Origin of the sequence: Cellulomonas sp. ICMP 17802 (assembly GCF_041295535.1) — a bacterium.
Lineage (GTDB): Bacteria > Actinomycetota > Actinomycetes > Actinomycetales > Cellulomonadaceae > Cellulomonas.
This window is the reverse complement of the sequence record NZ_JBGFQZ010000004.1, coordinates 126,610-143,938: the sequence shown is the minus strand read 5'-3', so window position 1 is coordinate 143,938 and position 17,329 is coordinate 126,610. Positions and strand designations below refer to the sequence as shown.

The window sequence follows — 17,329 nt, the reverse complement described above, 5'->3', positions numbered from 1 at the left end:
CGGTGGCGGCCAAGACCGGCACGGCCCAGTTCGGGGACGCCGGCAACCTGCAGAACCTCGTCGCGCCCGACGCGGCCCAGCCGCACGCCCGAGGTGACCATCGACGTCCACGACCCGGAGGGCGTGCGCCTGCAGAAGGTGCTCGCGGCGGCCGGGCTCGGCTCCCGCCGGGCCTGCGAGGACCTCATCTCGGCCGGCCGCGTGACGGTCGACGGCAACAAGGTGCTCGAGCTCGGCGTGCGCGTCGACCCGCTCACGGCCGTCATCCACGTCGACGGCATGCGGGTGCAGCTGGACACGTCGATCGTCACCATCGCGCTGAACAAGCCGAAGGGCGTCGTCTCGACGATGCACGACCCCGAGGGCCGGCCGTCGATCGGGCAGTTCGTCGCGGACCGCGAGGAGCGCCTGTTCCACGTCGGGCGTCTCGACGCCGAGACCGAGGGCCTGATCCTGCTGACCAACGACGGCGACCTGGCCAACCGGCTCTCGCACCCGTCGCACGGCGTCACCAAGGTGTACCTGGTGCAGCTCGACGGCCGCGTGACGCCGTCGCTGGGCACGCGGCTGATCAAGGGCGTCGAGCTCGAGGACGGGCTGGCCAAGATCGACAAGTTCCAGATCGTGCAGACCACGCCGCAGGCCAGCCTGGTGGAGATCGAGCTGCACGAGGGGCGCAACCGGATCGTGCGGCGCATCTTCGACGAGGTCGGCTACCCCGTCACGCAGCTGGTCCGCACCCAGATCGGCCCGATCCGCCTGGGCGACCTCAAGCCGGGCCGCACGCGCGTGCTGTCGAAGACCGAGGTGGGCTCCCTGATGACACGGGTGGGCATGTGACGCTGGCGACGCGAGGGCCGGTGCGGATCGTCGGCACCGGCCTGCTGGGGACGTCGGTGGGTCTCGCGCTCGCCACCCGGGGTGTCGACGTCGTGCTGCACGACCCGTCGCGGACGGCCCTGGCGCTCGCCCGGGACGTCGGGGCCGGCCGGGCCGCGCGCGCGGACGACCCCGCCCCGGCGCTGATCGTCGTCGCCGCCCCGCCGGACGTCACCGCGGATGTCGTGCGCGCCGAGCTCGAGGCGTACCCGGACGCCGTCGTCACGGACGTGGCGAGCGTGAAGGGCTACGTGCTCGCGGAGCTCAAGGCCGCCGGCGCCGACCTGACCCGCTACGTCGGCTCGCACCCGATGGCCGGCCGCGAGCGGTCCGGTCCCTCGGCGGCGGTGCCGGACCTGTTCCTGGGCCGGCCCTGGGTCATCGCCGACTCCGGCTCGTCGCGGCCGGACGCCGTGCTGGCGGTGCGGGCGCTGGCCGTCGACCTCGGCGCGGTGCCCGTGACCATGGACGCCGACGCGCACGACGCCGCGGTCGCCGCCGTCTCGCACGTACCGCAGGTGGCCGCGAGCCTGGTGGCTGCGCGCCTGCGCGGCGCCGACGACGCGGCGCTGGGCCTCGCGGGTCAGGGCCTGCGGGACGTGACGCGCCTGGCGGCGTCGGACCCCGCGCTGTGGACCTCGATCCTGGCCGCGAACGCCGCGGCCGTGCGGGACGTGCTGGTCCACCTGCGCACCGACCTCGACGGCGTGATCACCGCGCTCGGCCAGGCCGCCGTGGCGAGCGGACCGGAGACCGTGGAGCTCGGCGCCCTCGCCGCGCTCGCCCAGACGATCGCCGACGGCAACGCCGGCGTCGCCCGCATCCCCGGCAAGCACGGCGGCGCGCAGCGGGTCTACGCCGTGGTCACCGTGCTGGTGCCCGACGCCCCCGGCGAGCTGGCGCGGCTGCTCACCGAGGTGGGGGAGGCGGGCGTCAACCTCGAGGACCTGCACCTCGAGCACGCCGCCGGCCGCCCGGTCGGCATGGCGCAGATCTCGGTGCTGCCCGGCAGCGCGGAGCACCTCGAGGCGGAGCTGACGGCCCGCGGATGGAGACTGGTGAGTTGAGCACGGCGGTGGTCGTCGCGATCGACGGACCCTCGGGGTCCGGCAAGTCGAGCGTGTCCCGGGGCGTGGCGAGCGCGCTGGGGCTCGCGTACCTGGACACGGGGGCGATGTACCGGGCGGCGACCTGGTGGTGCCTGCAGCGGGGCGTCCCCCTCACGGACATCGACGCGGTCGCGGTGCAGGTCAGGGCGCTGCCGCTGGTGATGGGCGTCGACCCGGCCCACCCGACGGTGCACGTGGGCGGCGTCGACGTCGGCGAGGCGATCCGGGAGACGGAGATCTCGGCGGCGGTCAGCGCGGTGGCGACCAACCTCGAGGTGCGGGCCGAGCTCGGCCGGCTCCAGCGCGAGGCCATCGAGGACGCGCGCGTGAGCGGTCGCGGGATCGTGGCCGAGGGCCGGGACATCACCACCGTGGTCGCCCCCGACGCGGACGTGCGCGTGCTGCTCACCGCGAGCGAGGAGGCCCGGCTGGCCCGCCGCGCGCGCGAGCTGCACGGCTCCGCCGACGCCGACGCGGTCGAGGCCACCCGCGACCAGGTGCTGCGGCGCGACGCCGACGACTCGACCGTCGTGCAGTTCCACGTCGCGGCCGACGGGGTGGTCACCGTCGACTCGTCGCACCTGGACCTCGCCCAGACCGTGCAGGCCGTGCTCGACGTCGTCGAGTCGGTCGTGGGCCCGCGGGCGTGAGCACCGACGGCCCGTCGCCCCGAGGCCCGCGCTGGGCGCGGTGGATCGGTCGCTTCCTGGCCCGGGTGGTCTGGGGCACGCGCGTGGTCGGCGCCCGGAACGTGCCGGCCGACGGTCCCGTCCTGTTCGCCGCGAACCACACCGGCATCGTCGACGGCCCGATCCTTCTCGGTGTGGCGCCGCGGCCCTCGCACATGCTGGTCAAGGAGGAGATGTTCTGGGGTCCCGTCGGCTGGGTGCTGCGGGCCGCGGGCCAGATCCCGGTGGACCGCGAGGGCGGTCGCACGGCGCTGACCAGCGCGTTGGCCGTGCTCAAGCGCGGCGGCGTGGTCGGCGTGTTCCCCGAGGGCAACCGCGGCCGCGGTGACGCGGCGAGCGCCCGCGCCGGGATCGCGTGGCTCGCGCTCAACGGTCACGCGCCCGTGGTGCCGGTGGCGGTGCTGGGCACGCGCCGGACGGGGGAGTCCGTCAACCACGTGCCCGGGCTGCGGCGGCGGCTGGCGATCGAGTTCGGGGAGCCCCTCGTGCTCGAGCGGCCGCCCGGGACGTCCGGCAAGGTCGCGCTCGTCGAGGCGAACGAGGCGATCCGGGTGGCCCTGGCGGCGCTCGTCGACAGCGCCGTGGCCCGGACCGGCCTGGCCCTGCCCACCGACGACCCGAACCGCGAACGCGCGAGCTGACCGTGGACTGGCGGTGGGACCCGACCCTGTTCGAGGGCAGCGCCGCGCACTACGTGGTCGGCCGGCTCCCGTACCCGCCGGCGCTGGCGGACGCGCTGCGGGACGCCCTCGGCCTGGACGGGACCGGTCGGCTGCTCGACGTCGGCTGCGGTCCGGGCTCCCTGACGCTGCTGCTCGCCCCGCTGTTCGCCTCGGCCGTCGGGGTGGACCCCGACCCGGGGATGCTGGCCGAGGCGCGGCGGGCCACCGGGTCGGCGCCGGTCGAGTGGCGGCAGCTGCGGGCCGAGGAGCTCCCCGGCGGTCTGGGCACGTTCCGCACGGTCGTGTTCGCCCAGTCCTTCCACTGGATGGACCAGCCGCTGGTGGCCGAGCTGGTGCGGGGGATGCTCGACCCCGCCGGCGCCTGGGTGCACGTCGCCGCGATGACCCACCGCGGTGCCGACGGCGACGACGAGCTCCCGCACCCGCGCCCGCCGTGGGACGGCATCGACACGCTGGTCGCCGCGTACCTGGGGCCCGTGCGGCGGGCCGGGCGCGGGACGCTGCCCGACGGGACCCGAGGCGGCGAGGAGGACGTCATGGCGGCCGCCGGCTACCGAGGCCCGGAGCGCCTCGTGGTGCCGCGCGGGAACGCGGTCGAGCGGACCACCGAGGACGTCGTGGCGGCCGTCCTGTCCCTGTCCAGCTCCGCCCCGCACCTGTTCGGGGACCGGCTCGGCGCGTTCGAGCGCGACCTCCGCGCGCTGCTCGGCGCGGGCCTGTTCAGCGAGCGTGCACGTGACGTGGCCGCAACGATCTGGCGGCCGTGACGGGACTCTCGCCGGGGCCGTCGCCCCGCGGCCGGTACACCTGGGACAATGGGTGCATGACTGAGCCCGATCCGATCCTCGCGCTGCCCGACGAGACCGCCGACGCCGACCGCGAGCGGGCTCTGCGCGCAGGGCTCACCGAGTACGAGCTCGAGGACGAGGACCTTGCCCTCCTGCACGCCGGCGACGTCGGGGAGATCGGCGAGGAGCCGGTCGTCGTCTTCCCGGTGCTCGCCGTCGTCGGCCGCCCGAACGTCGGCAAGTCGACCCTGGTGAACCGCATCCTCGGCCGCCGCGAGGCCGTCGTCGAGGACCGGCCGGGCGTCACGCGCGACCGCGTGAGCTACCCCGCGGACTGGTCGGGCAAGCGGTTCACGCTGGTGGACACCGGCGGCTGGGAGGTCGACGTCGCCGGCATCGAGGCGCGCGTGGCCCAGCAGGCCGAGGTCGCCATCTCGCTGGCCGACGCGGTGATCTTCGTCGTCGACGCCACCGTCGGCGTCACCGAGACCGACACGCAGGTGGTGCGCCTGCTCCGCAAGGCCGGCAAGCCGGTCGTGCTCTGCGCCAACAAGGTCGACGGCCCCGCCGGCGAGGCCGACGCCGCCAACCTCTGGTCGCTGGGCCTGGGGGAGCCGTTCCCGGTCTCCGCCCTGCACGGCCGTGGCACGGGCGACCTGCTCGACGCCGCCATCGAGGCGCTCCCCGAGGTCTCCGCGCACGGCACCCCGATCCCGGACGGCCCCCGCCGGGTGGCGCTGGTCGGCCGCCCGAACGTCGGCAAGTCCTCGCTGCTCAACAAGGTGCTCGGTGCCGAGCGCGTGGTCGTCGACTCCGTCGCCGGCACCACGCGCGACCCGGTCGACGAGCTCGTCGCCCTCAAGGGCAAGCCGTGGGTGTTCGTCGACACCGCCGGGATCCGGCGCCGCGTGCACCAGACGTCCGGCGCCGACTTCTACGCCTCGCTGCGCACGCAGGCCGCGATCGAGAAGGCCGAGGTGGCCGTCGTGCTGGTCGACGCCTCGGTCAAGCTGACCGAGCAGGACACCCGTGTGATCACGCAGGTGATCGAGGCCGGCCGCGCCCTGGTCATCGCGTACAACAAGTGGGACCTCATGGACGAGGACCGCCGCCCGTTCCTCGAGCGCGAGATCGAGCAGGACCTCGTGCAGGTGCAGTGGGCGCCCCGCGTGAACATCTCCGCGAAGACCGGCTGGCACACCGACCGCATGGTGCCCGCGCTCGAGCGCGCGCTGGAGTCGTGGGACACCCGCATCTCGACCGGACGCCTCAACGCGTTCCTCGGCGAGCTCGTCGCGGCCCACCCGCACCCGCTGCGCGGCGGCAAGCAGCCCCGCATCCTCTTCGCGACGCAGGCGTCCACCCGGCCGCCGCGCTTCGTCATCTTCGCCACCGGCTTCCTCGACCCCGGCTACCGCCGCTACATCGAGCGCCGCCTGCGCGAGACCTTCGGCTTCGAGGGCACGCCCATCTCGATCTCGGTGCGCGTGCGGGAGAAGCGCAAGCGGTGACCCCTGAGGGGCCGGTGGGGCGCCGACGACCTCTGCTGAGGCTCGGGCTGCCGCGCGACCCCGCGTCGAGCAGCCACATCACCGGCTTCCTGGTGACCACGCTGGCGACCGTCGTCCTCACGCGCCTGCTGCTGAGCCTCACCGGGTTCCCGCAGCTGGGCGGCGGGAGCGTGCACGTCTCCCACGTGCTGTGGGGCGGGCTGCTCATGGCCCTGGCGTTCATCCTGCTCATGACGTTCGTCGGCCCGGTGGTCCGGCGGATGTCCGTCCTGGTCGCCGGCGTGGGCTTCGGGCTGTTCATCGACGAGGTGGGCAAGTTCGTCACGGCCGACTACAACTACTTCTGGCAGCCCACGGCGGCGCTGATCTACCTCGTGGTGATCGGCCTGGGCCTGTTCGCGGACGTCCTGCAGCGCCGGCACCCGCGCGACCCGGCCGAGTTCCTCGCCGCCGCCGCGGACCAGGCCGTCGCGGGCCTGGCGGGCGGCTTCAGCGCTCGAGAGCGCACGCGGGCCCGCTGGTACCTGTCCCAGGCCGGCGACGCGCCAGGGGCCGACGAGGTACGCGCCTTGCTCGACGCCGTCGAGCATGACGCCGTGGAGGTGCCCGACCCGATCGGCGCGACGTCCCAGTGGATCGTGCGGGCGTCCCGGTGGCTGGTCCGCGCCCGCTGGGTGCCCTGGGTGACGGTCGGGGTCCTGGTGGCGACGTCCGTGGTGACCCTGGCGCAGGGGATCTACGGCTGGACGGCCTCCGACGACGAGCCCGTGTGGCTGGTGGTCGGCCTCGTGCTCAGCGGGCTCGCCTCGACCGCGTTCGCCGTGCTGGGCCTCGTCCGCGTCCGCACCGACCGCGAGGCCGGCTACCGCTGGTTCCGCCGCGCCGTGCTCGTCGCGCTGCTGGTCACCCAGATCTTCCTGTTCCGGCTCTCGCCCTGGGACGCCACCACCGGCCTGGTGATCGACCTCGTGATCCTGGCGGTCGTCGCCGCCGAGCTCGACGTGATCGCCGGTGACCGGAGCACCTCGCCCGTGGGGTAGAGTTTCCGAGGCTCCTGCGGGGGCCATCGGGCTGTGGCGCAGCTTGGTAGCGCACTTGACTGGGGGTCAAGGGGTCGCAGGTTCAAATCCTGTCAGCCCGACAGTGAAGCAGCAGGTCAGGGGCCGTTTCCGGATCACCGGAGCGGCCCCTGAAACTGTTTGGGGAGTCACGCGGCGAGTCACGTTCCGCCGCCGGGGGAGTCAGCCGAGGCCGAGTGCGGTCGCCGCCGCCGCGACCGCCTCCCGGCCCCGCTACGGCGCTTCATCTCCGGAAGACTTCGAGCGCCTCCTTGCGGGTGTGCTTCTTGGCGCGCTGGAACTTCCGCTTCCCGGTCGCCGGATCCCGGTAGCCCGAGATCCACGACCGCGGTGCGGTGCCTCAGCTCGCCCGCGAGCCCGGCGACCACCGTGCGGAGGCCAATTGGCAACATGAGACGGCGGTCTTCCGGATGAGACGCCCGCGTCTCATCCGGAAAGCATGAAGCGGTGACAAGGTGGACCGGCGGTCACGACGCGGCAAGAAGTGGCCTTACTCGTCTTTCACGCCGAAGGCATCGTCCAGCGCTTGGAGCTCCGCCTGTTCCGTCTCGGTGAGAGCGACGTCCTCTTGGGTGATCGTGATGTAGCGAGGGCCCTTGGGTGCCGGCTGCGGTGGAGGGACCGTGGGGAGTGCAGTGGGGTCGACCTCCTCAATCGGGATCTTGCCCTTGGTCCGCTGATCCCCTTTTAGGGTGAACTCGTTGTCGAGGTCGTCGATGATCCTGATGTCCAACTTCTTCGCCTCGACGAGGATCCGCTTCGGGATGGGTTTCAACTGGACCGGGATGCGAAGTTCAATCACGCCCTTCAGGCGCTTTCCCGCCGGCCCGACTTCGCGCAGCTCCTTGTTCTTGGGCGTATTGGCGATTCTTGTTCCTGGGTGGTACTTGGCGAAGGTCTCGCGGAGGTATGAGAGGCCTGTCGCAAGAGAGATTGCCGCGAACTGAGTGTTCTTCCGTTCGAGGATCCGGCCCGTGACCGGGTCGTAGCCGTCGACTCGATTGAAGACACCAGGCGTGCCGCTTTCGACGTGCACCTCGGTGAACGGGGTGTCAAACCTGTGCAGGAGGTTGTACAGGTAGCCGAGCCACATGACCCTGAACCAGGCTGCTCTGGCGGCCTTCTTGTCGGCCGCGATCGCCTCGGGAGATTGCGGTCGCTCTGGCCTGCCGACCGCGCCCGTCGTCATGAACAGGAAGTACTCTTCCTCGGTCATCTCGCCGTTCTGCCACATGATGAACGCCTGCTGCTGGAGATGAACCCGCGCCCACCATTGTTCGCGTTCGGCATCCTGGCGCTGCTCGTCGGCCTCGAGGGCCAAGCGGTGGACCTCATGCCAGCGGTCGAACGCCCACGTGACCGACAGGTACGCCGCCGCTGCGGCGGCCGCGACGGGGACTGCGGCCCTGGCGAGACCGCCGAGGCGTGCCGCGATCCCTACCGCCGTCTCTCCGGTGGCGCCGCCCCTGAGGAGCGTGAGGTACGGCCCGGGTGGGACCTCGGGTGGGACCTCGGGTGGGGGGGTGGGCGCGAGGCGAGGGGCACTTCCGAGGAGCCCGAGCATCGGATCGAAAGTGTGCGCCGCGTCAGTAGGCCCTCGCGCCACGTCCGTCGCCCCGTAGCGGCCCTCCAATGCGCGGACTCCTTGAGGATCCGCGGTCTGTGCGGACGTCGCTGGTTGCACCACGGGCGGCGACGGCTCCGCCACTGGGCTGGCGGCCTGCCGCGCCAAAGGCACCAGGTACTCCTGGCCGGGGCGGATCCGGTCGGGTGCTGCCAGCGCGGTGCCGTCCGGGGACCGCACGATTCCGGTGTGTGCGCCATATGCGGTGTCCGGACCGTAGACGGACGCCCATCCCTGCTGTTGCATGCTGGCCGAGACCCAGGTGCCCTCGGTGGCCTTGTACTGCGCGTAGCGCTGGCCGCCGACGTCCCGGGTGCCCACCAGGACCCCGGGGTTACCGGCGTTCGCCGTGCCGGTGTTCTGCGTGCCTGGGCGCACAACGCCGCGCTCGGCAGGACTGGCGTCCGGTGTGTCGGTCACGGCTTGACCTCAGTTGGTGCTCACGTCGACGCCGGCGACGCCCTCGACCATGATCTTCTTGTCGATGTCGGGGTCGTCATCCTTGCCCTTGGCCGCGCGGACCGCCAGGCGCAAGTTCTCCAGCTCGGCGTGCCGTACCTCGGCCTGCACCTTCCTCACGTCTAGCGCGCGGTGGTACAGCTTGAAGTCCTCGAGCAGCGGATGCGTCCCGACGAGCGCCTCCATGTAGAGCGAATTGGTCGGGACGATGACGCGGTCGTCGTCAGGGTGGCCGGACAGGAACCGGTCGACGATCAACTTCTTGAAGTCCTCCTCGTTCGCCCTGTACAGGTCGGCGTCCGTAGCCCGGACGCACTCGGCGAGCTGGACGAGCTCGTCGATCGTGAAGTTGCCCAACGGGTCGGGGTCCTTGAGGCGCACGACGTCCTCTGAGACCTCCAGGTAGTCCTGCATCATGTTCAGCGTCACGAAGTTGTTCTGCAGGAGCGGGTAGATCGCGTAGTTGCCCTTGTAGCCGAGCACGGTGTCTAGGTCGGCGATGTCGACGAGTTTTCGAGTGACCGTCGTCTTGCTCGGCCCCGGCATGCTCGCCATCCAGGACTGCGTCCCGACGTCGCCGGCGAGCCGCTGGACGATGCTCGGTGCGGTCTTGGTCGCCGTGACATCCGGGGTTCCGGCGCCGGGGGGCTCGGGGATGCTGATGTCGTAGTTGTAGACGCGGAAGAATCGTTGGTCGGCAGGTTCGTGGCTCCAGATGGCCTGCATGTAATACAGGATGTTGTCTTTCACGTGCCCCCGGAGCCGGTCGATCTCGGCGACGCGCTCGTAGTGCTCCTTGACCGCCATCGCGAGTCGGTTAATCGCTTCTTGCAACGTGGTGGTGGCTGCGGCGAGCCGATCAAGAAGCTGGGATGCCTCCCGTTCTGCACGGTCGACAGAATCCTGGGCGTAGTCGACGACGGCCTGCACCCCCTGGCCGGTTCCGAGCACTTCCTTGCCGGTGATCTGCAGCGGGTCGAAGATCCGCTTCACAGTCCCGAGAACGCCCTCGGCCGTCGTGTTCGCGGCGCTTGCCTTGGCCGCGAGATCCAGGTCCTTCTTCGCCTGGTCGAGGATCGCGGTCTGCGCTTTCAATTCACCCTTGATCTCATCCGCGAGCTGCTTCTGCGCCTTGGCGGCGATCTCGAGGATGTTGATGTTGAGCTCGGCACCGACGAAGCTCTTCGCGAGGTAGTCCAGCGCCGGCCGGAACGAGTCGTCGAGGATGACCCGGCGCAGGATCCAGTCGTGCGCCGTGACCCAGGCGTCGTCGATCTCGTTCGGCGCGGGCACCCGGTTGGCCACGAGGATGACGGGCACGATCTGGTGCAGACGTTCCTGTATCCGGTATCGACGCTGTAGCTCGTACAGCATGTAGGTGACGGTGAGTTCTTCGTTCGGGTTCTGGATCTCGTGCTCCGTCGTCTCCTCGTACTCGTCCGTGGTGGTGGCATCGACCTCCACGCGGTGCTGCTGGCGGTACTCCTGGGAGCTGTTGAGGACGGCCTCGTGGAACTGGCGCTTGATCCGCTCGGACTGCGCGGACTCGTCACCGCCCGTGTGCGCGGTGAAGTCGCCCTTGTAGGAGCCCTCGGCGCCGAATGACCCGTGGGTGGCCATGTCGTAGTCGGTCTTGGTCTGAGCCTTGTCGACGATCTCCCGTTCCACCCGGGCCGAGGTGGTCGAGCCTGTGCGGGTGGTCCGCAACGAGTCCTCGAGCTCCTTGGTCGCGCGAGTCGTCTTGACCACCCGACGCGTCGTGTACTTGCGGACTTCTCGCGGGGCCAGCGGGATGGTGGAGACGAGGTCGCCGACCTGATAGCGCTCGGGAGTCCAGGTCTGGCGGTACGTGGCCAGGAATCCGAAGTTGTACGCCCGTTCGGGGAACACCCTGAACGAGTACGGCTCGTTGAGGCGCCGCAGCGTCTCCGTCAGGAGGCGGCTGAGTCGCTGGGAGCCCGGAAGTGGCGGCGGTTCCGACTTGTCGCCCGTGATTGCTGAGGTGTTCGGATGGAATCCACCTAGCGTGGAGATGCCACCGGTGGCCACCGCCGAGAAGGCGCCCGAGGAACCAGGCTCGTTCTGGGTCCGTTCGACGACCCCGCTGAGCTCGGCGACGCTCGTGAGCAGTCGCCTGAGGTCGTCGAGATCGTCGACTTTTGCGGGCAGCTGTGGGGCCTGTCCGCCGAGCATCGCGAGCACGAGCGCATACATCTCTTCGCCCAGCGCGCGGAGGTTGTCATCGACGAGCTCGGTCCACACGTGGTCGAACGCCACGCGCAGCGTGTGGAAGTCGTGGTACGACGTGACATCTGAGGCGCCGGCGCGCAGCTGGAACGTGTCGATGCCTCGCTCGGTGTCGTCCAGGGTGGCCCGGGAGGTCAGCGGGTCCAGGGGCGTCTCGGGCGATGTCATCGTGCCGATCAGCTTGGGTAGGTAGTCGTGCACGAGGTCCTTCGCGCGCAGCGACCGCTGGGTGGTACCGCTGGTGCTCTGCTGTGTTATCACGGCCGTGTCAGCGCTGGGTGTTGGCGGGGGCGCTGGTGTCGGCGTGCCGAGGGTGCCTTCACGGAGTCTCTTCGCCGCCTCGAGCTGGGCCGCGCAACGGGAGACGATCGAGGGGAGCGTCAGTGCCGGCGCCTCCTTGAGGTGCGTGTCGAGGAACTTCACCAAGCCACCGACCTTGACCGGGATGGCGGCCTGCCCTCGGTCGTTGGCACCAATGATCGTGCTTGCCGCGTCGGCCAGCGTCACCCGGAGGTGCCGTTGGTCGGCCGTGTCGTTCAGCCTCGTCACACCGTTCGCTACGGCGGTCGCCTGGAATGTCGCAAGCTTCCTTCCCTGAGGCAGGAACACCCCTCGCGCGCGGTCGGCCGGCGTGAGTGCACTGGGCGCGAACTTCGCGAAGGCTGCTTTCGCCGTGGTGGCGTGTTTCGTGGTCTCGGCGACCTTCGCCTTGAGCCGTCCGCCCAGGAGGTCCTCGATCCTGTCCTGGGTGTGCAGCTCCTTCTCGAACGCGGAGACAGACGGTGCATCGGCCAGCACCCCGCCATCGTCCGATGAAGCGGCGGGCGCCTTGACCTGCGCGACCCTGCCTCTGGTCGTCGCTCGAGCGGTCTTGGACCCGCCGACCGGTGGAGGCGTCGCCGTCACCAGCGGCGGTGTCTGCTGCGGATACGCTGCGGGGTCCTGTTCGACCTTCGATCCAGCCGTCGCTCTCGCCGACAGCGTCGTGTGCCGCGATCTGGACGAGGAAGTCTTCGAGGTCTTGGGATCAGGCTCGCTGGGCGTCGCAATCGTGGCCCGTGTCAGCGGCGGCGCTGGGGATGGTGCGTCGGGGTGCTCCGGCTCGTTCGGCATGTGGCCGCTGGCGTCGTTGATCTCGGGCATGACGACGTTCCCCCTCGGTGGTGGGGGCGGGCACGTCCAGCTCGTCGTCGATCCCCGAAGGCGGTGATGCGGCGGGCCAGACAGCGGAAGGCGCGGGGTCTGGACGGCCGATAGCCCCCGATACCGGCCCGATGTCTAGAATGCACCGGTACGTCACGTCTTCACAAGGGGATGACTTGACCCCAGGACGTGTCAATCGCCGCCCAGCGGGAGGAGTCTCTGGACTCGCCCGTCCCCACAGAAGCACCACGTCAACCCCTCCCGGAGTGCGGCCGTTGGCTGCTGACAGGCCCGGTGGCTTGCAACGCCTCGCAGTCGGTCGTGCAGGCGTACAAAGAGATGTGGCTGACATCGACGTCGACGTGGTGATCCTCGGGTGGGGGAAGGGCGGCAAGACGCTCGCCGGGGCGCTGGGACGGGCGGGCAGAAGCGTCGCGGTGGTGGAGCGGTCGTCCCAGATGTACGGCGGCAGCTGTATCAACATCAACTGCGTGCCCACCAAGGCGCTCATCCACCAGGCGGAGTCCCGACCGGACGGTGCGGATGCGGGTGAGTGGTTCGCCGCATCCGTCGGCCGGCGGGACAGTCTCACCGCCCAGCTCCGGGCACGGAACCGCGCGATGCTGGCCGAGGTCGACGCCGTGACCCTGGTCGACGGGCACGCGCGCTTCACGGGCCCGCACGAGGTGGCGGTGGAGGCGGGAGGGGACCGGCTGACGATCGCCGCTGCGACCGTCGTGGTGAACACCGGCACCGTCCCCGATTCCGCTTCCGTCGGAGGAGCCTCGGGAAGCTCACGGGTGTACGACTCGACCACGCTGCAGCACGTCGACCCGCTGCCTCGTCGGTTGGTCGTCGTCGGGGGCGGGTTCGTCGGGCTGGAGTTCGCCGGCATGTTCGCCAGGTTCGGTTCCCACGTCACGCTCGTCGACCACCACGACCAGCTGATTCCGGGTGAGGACCGTGACGTGGCGGCCGCGGTTCGATCGCTGCTCGAGGACGTGGGGGTCGACGTGCGGCTCGACTCCTCGATCACATCGATACGTGACGCCGTGGGCGGCGCGGCCGTGAGCGTCTTCGTGGGCGCTGACGAGATCCGGGCCGAGGCCGTGCTGCTGGCCACCGGTCGGAAGCCGGCGACCGCGGACCTCGGGCTCGAGCGGGCCGGTATCGCGACCGACGACCGCGGATATGTCGTGGTCGACGAGAAGCTGCGGACCTCGGTGCCCGGTGTGTTCGCGATCGGGGACGTGAACGGCGGTCCCCAGTTCACCTACGTGTCGCTCGACGACTACCGCATCGTTCTCGACCAGCTGACCGGTGCCGGCGCCCGATCCACGACCGACCGGGTCGCTGTCCCGTCGACGACGTTCCTGACCCCGCCGCTGGCCCGGGTGGGCATCAACGAGAGTCAGGCCCGTGGGCTGGATCGACCGGTGCTGGTCGCCACGAAGAACGTGGCCGATATCGCCGCCATGCCGCGCCCCAAGATCGTCGGTGAGACCCACGGGCTCATCAAGGTGGTCGTCGACGCGCGGACGGACCAGATCCTGGGCGCCACGCTGTTCTGCGTGGATGCGCAGGAAGTCATCAACACGATCGCCCTCGCGATGCGTATGGGCACCACGGCCGCACAGCTGCGAGACGGCATCTGGACCCACCCCTCGTCGACCGAAGCCTTGAACGAGGTCTTGGGCGGTGTGCGGCCGCTGGTCTGAGTGATCGGGCGGGGAGTGCCCGCGGGGCTAGTCGACCATCGGCGTCGCGGTCCGGATCGAGGTGACCACGTCGAGGATCGCTCGGGCGGTGGCGGCTGCACCGTCCTCGTCCACGATCATCCCCATGTGGTCGACGTCGTCGATGACGCGGTGGACGCTGCCGGTGGACAGAGTGGCCAGGGCGTCCTGTGCGGCCGACGCGTCGGCGTCGTGGCCGATGCCGGCGGTCAGGACGATCAACGGGTTGCCGGCGAAGTCGCGCAGCGCTGCCGCTTCCCGCGTGGAGGACCCGCCCTGGCCGTACTCCTCGATCGTGCTGCGCACGTCGTTCGGGGTCGGGAGGCCGGCCAGGCGGGTGACGCCGAGGCGGGCGGAGGCCGAGACCAGGGTGACGACACGGTCCGCGAGGGGGGAAGCCCCCGCGTCATCGGGTGCTGTCGCGGTCGCGTCTGCGGGGGAGGCCGGGGGGGTGGAGTCCACCAGCACCAGGCCGGCTACGTCGGCGGGGTAGCGCGCGGCGAAGGTCATCACGTAGAGGCCGCCGAAGGAGTGGCCGGCCAGCACGTACGGTCCGGGGACCTGAGCGCGCTCCAGCAGGGTGTGCAGGTCGGTCGCGATCTGCGTCGCATCCTGGCGGGTCGCAGCGGGTTCGCTCCAGCCGCGCCCTGCGCGGTCGTAGACGCAGACCCGGGTGTCGCGGGCGACGGTGGGCGTGATCAGGCCGAGCTGCGCGGAGACCATGCCGGCACCTGGTTCGAGGACGACGGTCGGGCTGCCCGAGCCCGTGCAGGTCAGGTGCAGGCGGTGGCCGCCGACGTCGACCAGCTGACCGGGCATGGCGTCGGCGCTCGCCTCCACGGCTGCGCGCACGGTCTGGTAGCCGCCGCCCAGCGAGGCGAGCGCCAGGACGCCGAGCGCGGGGTAGACGAGCCAGCGTCGGCTCGGGCTGTGCAGGTGTCGACGGGCGCTCACGAGCATCCAGACCGCCAGGGCCAGCATGACGGGAGGCCACACCCAGCTGAGGAGCTCAAGGGCGGAGTGGCCGAACGCGATCAGGAGCAGGCCGGACAGGCCCATGACGAGCGCGGGAGCCGCGGCCCACCTCTGGGGCTGGTCGGTGAACCGCGTCGAGAGCACGGCCAGGAGCGCCCAGCCCAGAGCAATCCCGCACAGGACCGCGCCGGTCAGCCCGGCCTCGGTCGGTGGTATGAACGGGGCAGCAACGAGCGCGACAGCCGCGAGGAGGCCGCCGGCGAACGAGCCGGCCACGATCGCACCGATGTGCCCCCGTGGCGCACGAGCCCCGACGACCGGGTGGCTCATCCGAGTCGTGGACGGCGCAGCGTCGGAGGCCGGAGGGGTGGCGGTGGTGGTCATGGCTGCCTTCTTCAGTGGTGGCTGGGTGGGGGAGGGGGTCCGGAAGGGGTCCGTGGCCGTCTCCCTTCCAGCGTGGGGCGGGAGCGGCCCGGCCACCAGGACACGTTGTTGACGATTCCGGCCACCGCGTACGGTCGGCAGATGGAGCCCCGATGACCGGTGTGGCGGGCCCGCGCGCGCGTGAGCCGGCGGTCGCCCCCGTCGTCGAGCGGGACGTGGTGATCGTGACCTTCGAGGGAGCGCAGATCCTCGACGTCACAGGTCCGCTGGAGGTCTTCTCGACCGCGTCCCGCTTCGTGCCCGCCGCCCGGTACCTCACCCAGGTCGTGACCACCGGGGGCGGCCCGGTCCGGCCGAGCTGCGGGCTGGAGTTCGCGTCGACCCCGGCCGGCGACGTCGCCGGACCGATCGACACCCTCGTCGTCGCCGGCGGCACCGACATGGGCACCGTCGTCGCCGATGACGAGCTGCTCGCCCAGGTCAGACGGCTGGCCACCGACGCCCGTCGCGTGACGTCCGTCTGCTCCGGCGCGTTCGTGCTCGCGGCAGCCGGCTTGCTGGCCGGACGACGTGCCACCACCCACTGGGCGGACTGCGGGCTCCTTCGTGACACCTACGCCGACGTCAGCGTCGACCGCGACGCCATCTACGTGCACGACGGCAACGTCTGGACCTCCGCCGGCGTCACCGCCGGCATCGACCTGGCGCTGGCTCTGGTCGCCGACGACCACGGCCATCGGGCCGCGGCCACCGTCGCGCGCCAGCTGGTCGTCTACCTGCAGCGCTCTGGTGGGCAGGCGCAGTTCTCGCCCCTGCTGGCTGGACAGGCAGCCGACACGGAACCGGTCCGTGACCTCCTGGCGTGGATCCGCGACCATCTGACCGACGACCTCTCGGTCGCCGCGCTCGCCCGTCAGGTCAACCTCTCCGAACGGCAGTTCACCCGGGTCTTCAAGGCAGAGGTGGGTGCGACCGCGGCCCATCACGTCGAAGCAGTCAGGCTCGAGTCTGCGTGTCGGCTCCTCGAGACCACCAGCAGGACCATCGAACAGATCGCCAGGGCGTGCGGCTTCGGGACCCCCGAGTCCATGAACCGGAGCTTTCAGCGACGGCTCAGCACGACGCCTGGTGCACATCGCCACCACTTCCGGGAGACGTCCTCGGACGTCTCCCGATGAACAGTCTGGGCACCCGGCGGGTGGGCGCTCCGCCGCCGGAGTCGCAGGCTCCGGTCAGTAGCCGGCGCCGCCGTCCAGGCCGGCGAGCACGGGGCCTGTGGCGGACAAGCCCAAGCGGGTCGCGCCCGCATCGATGAGTGCGACGGCATCTGCGGCCGTGCGGATGCCACCGGAGGCCTTGACGCCCACCGTGGGACCCACGGTCGCGCGCATCAGCTCCACGGCGTGCACGGTGGCGCCGCCGGCCGGGTGGAACCCCGTGGAGGTCTTGACGTAGTCGGCGCCCGCAGCCACCGCTGCGCGGCAGGCGCCCACGATCTGCGCGTCGTCGAGCGCCGCGGACTCGATGATGACCTTCAGCACCCCGGTGGCCGGCACGGCGGCCCGGACGGCGGCGATGTCTGCTTCGACCGCGGCGAAGTCCCCGGCCTTGGCCGCACCGAGGTCGATCACCATGTCCACCTCGTCGGCCCCCTGCTGCATCGCCAGTGCCGCCTCGGCAGCCTTGACCGTGCTGTGGTGCTTGCCGGAAGGGAAGCCGCACACCACAGCCAGCCGCAGGTTCGGCGCCTCGGTGAGGTCCAGCGGCAGGAACGACGGCGAGACGCACACCGAGTAGACGCCCAGCCGCGACCCTTCGGCCACCAGGGCGGCCACGTCCGCGGCCGTCGCCTCGGGCTTGAGCAACGTGTGGTCGACGTACCCGGCGAGCGTGGCGGGGTCGATGGTCGTGGTCGTGGTCGTCGTCGTGGTCATGCGGCTCTCCTGTCGATCTCGGCGGCCAGGCCGGCCGGATCACGGGGTCGACGAGGCGTCTGACTCCACTCTGCGGGAGGAGACGGAGG

At 71.2% G+C, this 17,329-nt stretch carries 13 protein-coding genes and 1 tRNA gene; 10 read left to right on the top strand and 4 right to left on the bottom strand.

Features of this window, described 5'->3' with window-relative positions:
* The first annotated feature begins 93 nt into the window (after window positions 1-93).
* The 8 genes from AB5970_RS06895 to AB5970_RS06860 all read left to right on the top strand — a co-directional run bounded on the left by AB5970_RS06895 (window position 94) and on the right by AB5970_RS06860 (window position 6,800).
* Entirely contained in the window at window positions 94-840 is a 747-nt protein-coding gene (locus AB5970_RS06895) for a pseudouridine synthase (protein ID WP_370503178.1), read from the top strand.
* Window positions 837-1,946: a prephenate dehydrogenase gene (locus AB5970_RS06890; protein WP_370503177.1), complete on the top strand. Its 1,110-nt coding sequence runs from the start codon at window positions 837-839 to the stop codon at window positions 1,944-1,946. Before AB5970_RS06895 ends, AB5970_RS06890 begins: the two co-directional genes overlap by 4 nt.
* Entirely contained in the window at window positions 1,928-2,638 is a 711-nt protein-coding gene (cmk, locus tag AB5970_RS06885) for a (d)CMP kinase (protein WP_370503176.1), read from the top strand. Before AB5970_RS06890 ends, cmk begins: the two co-directional genes overlap by 19 nt.
* Window positions 2,635-3,318: a lysophospholipid acyltransferase family protein gene (locus AB5970_RS06880; protein WP_370503175.1), complete on the top strand. Its 684-nt coding sequence runs from the start codon at window positions 2,635-2,637 to the stop codon at window positions 3,316-3,318. Before cmk ends, AB5970_RS06880 begins: the two co-directional genes overlap by 4 nt.
* Before the next feature lie 2 nt (window positions 3,319-3,320).
* Entirely contained in the window at window positions 3,321-4,127 is an 807-nt protein-coding gene (locus AB5970_RS06875; protein WP_370503174.1) for a class I SAM-dependent methyltransferase, read from the top strand.
* Window positions 4,128-4,183: 56 nt separating this feature from the next.
* Window positions 4,184-5,659, top strand: a complete 1,476-nt coding sequence (gene der / locus AB5970_RS06870; RefSeq protein WP_370503173.1) for a ribosome biogenesis GTPase Der — start codon at window positions 4,184-4,186, stop codon at window positions 5,657-5,659.
* Window positions 5,656-6,699, top strand: coding sequence for a hypothetical protein (locus AB5970_RS06865; protein ID WP_370503172.1), 1,044 nt, complete (start codon window positions 5,656-5,658; stop codon window positions 6,697-6,699). The genes der and AB5970_RS06865 overlap by 4 nt, the downstream gene beginning before the upstream one ends.
* A gap of 27 nt (window positions 6,700-6,726) precedes the next feature.
* A tRNA-Pro gene (locus AB5970_RS06860) sits at window positions 6,727-6,800 on the top strand.
* A gap of 428 nt (window positions 6,801-7,228) precedes the next feature.
* Here AB5970_RS06860 and AB5970_RS06855 read toward each other — a convergent pair.
* Both AB5970_RS06855 and AB5970_RS06850 read right to left on the bottom strand, forming a co-directional pair.
* A complete protein-coding gene (locus AB5970_RS06855; protein ID WP_370503171.1) occupies window positions 7,229-8,782 on the bottom strand; it encodes a hypothetical protein in 1,554 nt (517 codons plus the stop codon).
* A gap of 9 nt (window positions 8,783-8,791) precedes the next feature.
* A complete protein-coding gene (locus AB5970_RS06850; RefSeq protein WP_370503170.1) occupies window positions 8,792-12,211 on the bottom strand; it encodes a hypothetical protein in 3,420 nt (1,139 codons plus the stop codon).
* 176 nt (window positions 12,212-12,387) lie between these two features.
* Here AB5970_RS06850 and AB5970_RS06845 point away from each other — a divergent pair, with 176 nt between their 5' ends.
* The gene (locus AB5970_RS06845; protein ID WP_370503169.1) at window positions 12,388-13,929 is read left to right on the top strand and encodes an FAD-dependent oxidoreductase; all 1,542 of its coding nucleotides are present in this window, start codon (window positions 12,388-12,390) and stop codon (window positions 13,927-13,929) included.
* A gap of 27 nt (window positions 13,930-13,956) precedes the next feature.
* Here AB5970_RS06845 and AB5970_RS06840 read toward each other — a convergent pair whose 3' ends face one another.
* On the bottom strand, window positions 13,957-15,306 hold the full coding sequence (locus tag AB5970_RS06840; protein ID WP_370503168.1) for an alpha/beta hydrolase: 1,350 nt from the start codon (window positions 15,304-15,306) through the stop codon (window positions 13,957-13,959).
* Between the two features lie 152 nt (window positions 15,307-15,458).
* Between AB5970_RS06840 and AB5970_RS06835 the strand changes: the two genes are divergently transcribed.
* Window positions 15,459-16,484: a GlxA family transcriptional regulator gene (locus AB5970_RS06835; RefSeq protein ID WP_370503167.1), complete on the top strand. Its 1,026-nt coding sequence runs from the start codon at window positions 15,459-15,461 to the stop codon at window positions 16,482-16,484.
* A 54-nt stretch (window positions 16,485-16,538) separates the two neighbouring features.
* Here the strand turns inward: AB5970_RS06835 and deoC are convergent, their stop codons facing one another.
* On the bottom strand, window positions 16,539-17,240 hold the full coding sequence (gene deoC, locus AB5970_RS06830) for a deoxyribose-phosphate aldolase (protein WP_370503166.1): 702 nt from the start codon (window positions 17,238-17,240) through the stop codon (window positions 16,539-16,541).
* Window positions 17,241-17,329 lie beyond the last annotated feature (89 nt).

Coding starts and splice junctions, on each gene's coding strand:
- deoC (WP_370503166.1), bottom strand. CDS start 17,240: ATGACCACGACGACGACCACGACCACGACCATCGACCCCGCCACGCTC.
- AB5970_RS06835 (WP_370503167.1), top strand. CDS start 15,459: ATGACCGGTGTGGCGGGCCCGCGCGCGCGTGAGCCGGCGGTCGCCCCC.
- der (WP_370503173.1), top strand. CDS start 4,184: ATGACTGAGCCCGATCCGATCCTCGCGCTGCCCGACGAGACCGCCGAC.
- AB5970_RS06840 (WP_370503168.1), bottom strand. CDS start 15,306: ATGACCACCACCGCCACCCCTCCGGCCTCCGACGCTGCGCCGTCCACG.
- cmk (WP_370503176.1), top strand. CDS start 1,928: ATGGAGACTGGTGAGTTGAGCACGGCGGTGGTCGTCGCGATCGACGGA.
- AB5970_RS06850 (WP_370503170.1), bottom strand. CDS start 12,211: ATGCCCGAGATCAACGACGCCAGCGGCCACATGCCGAACGAGCCGGAG.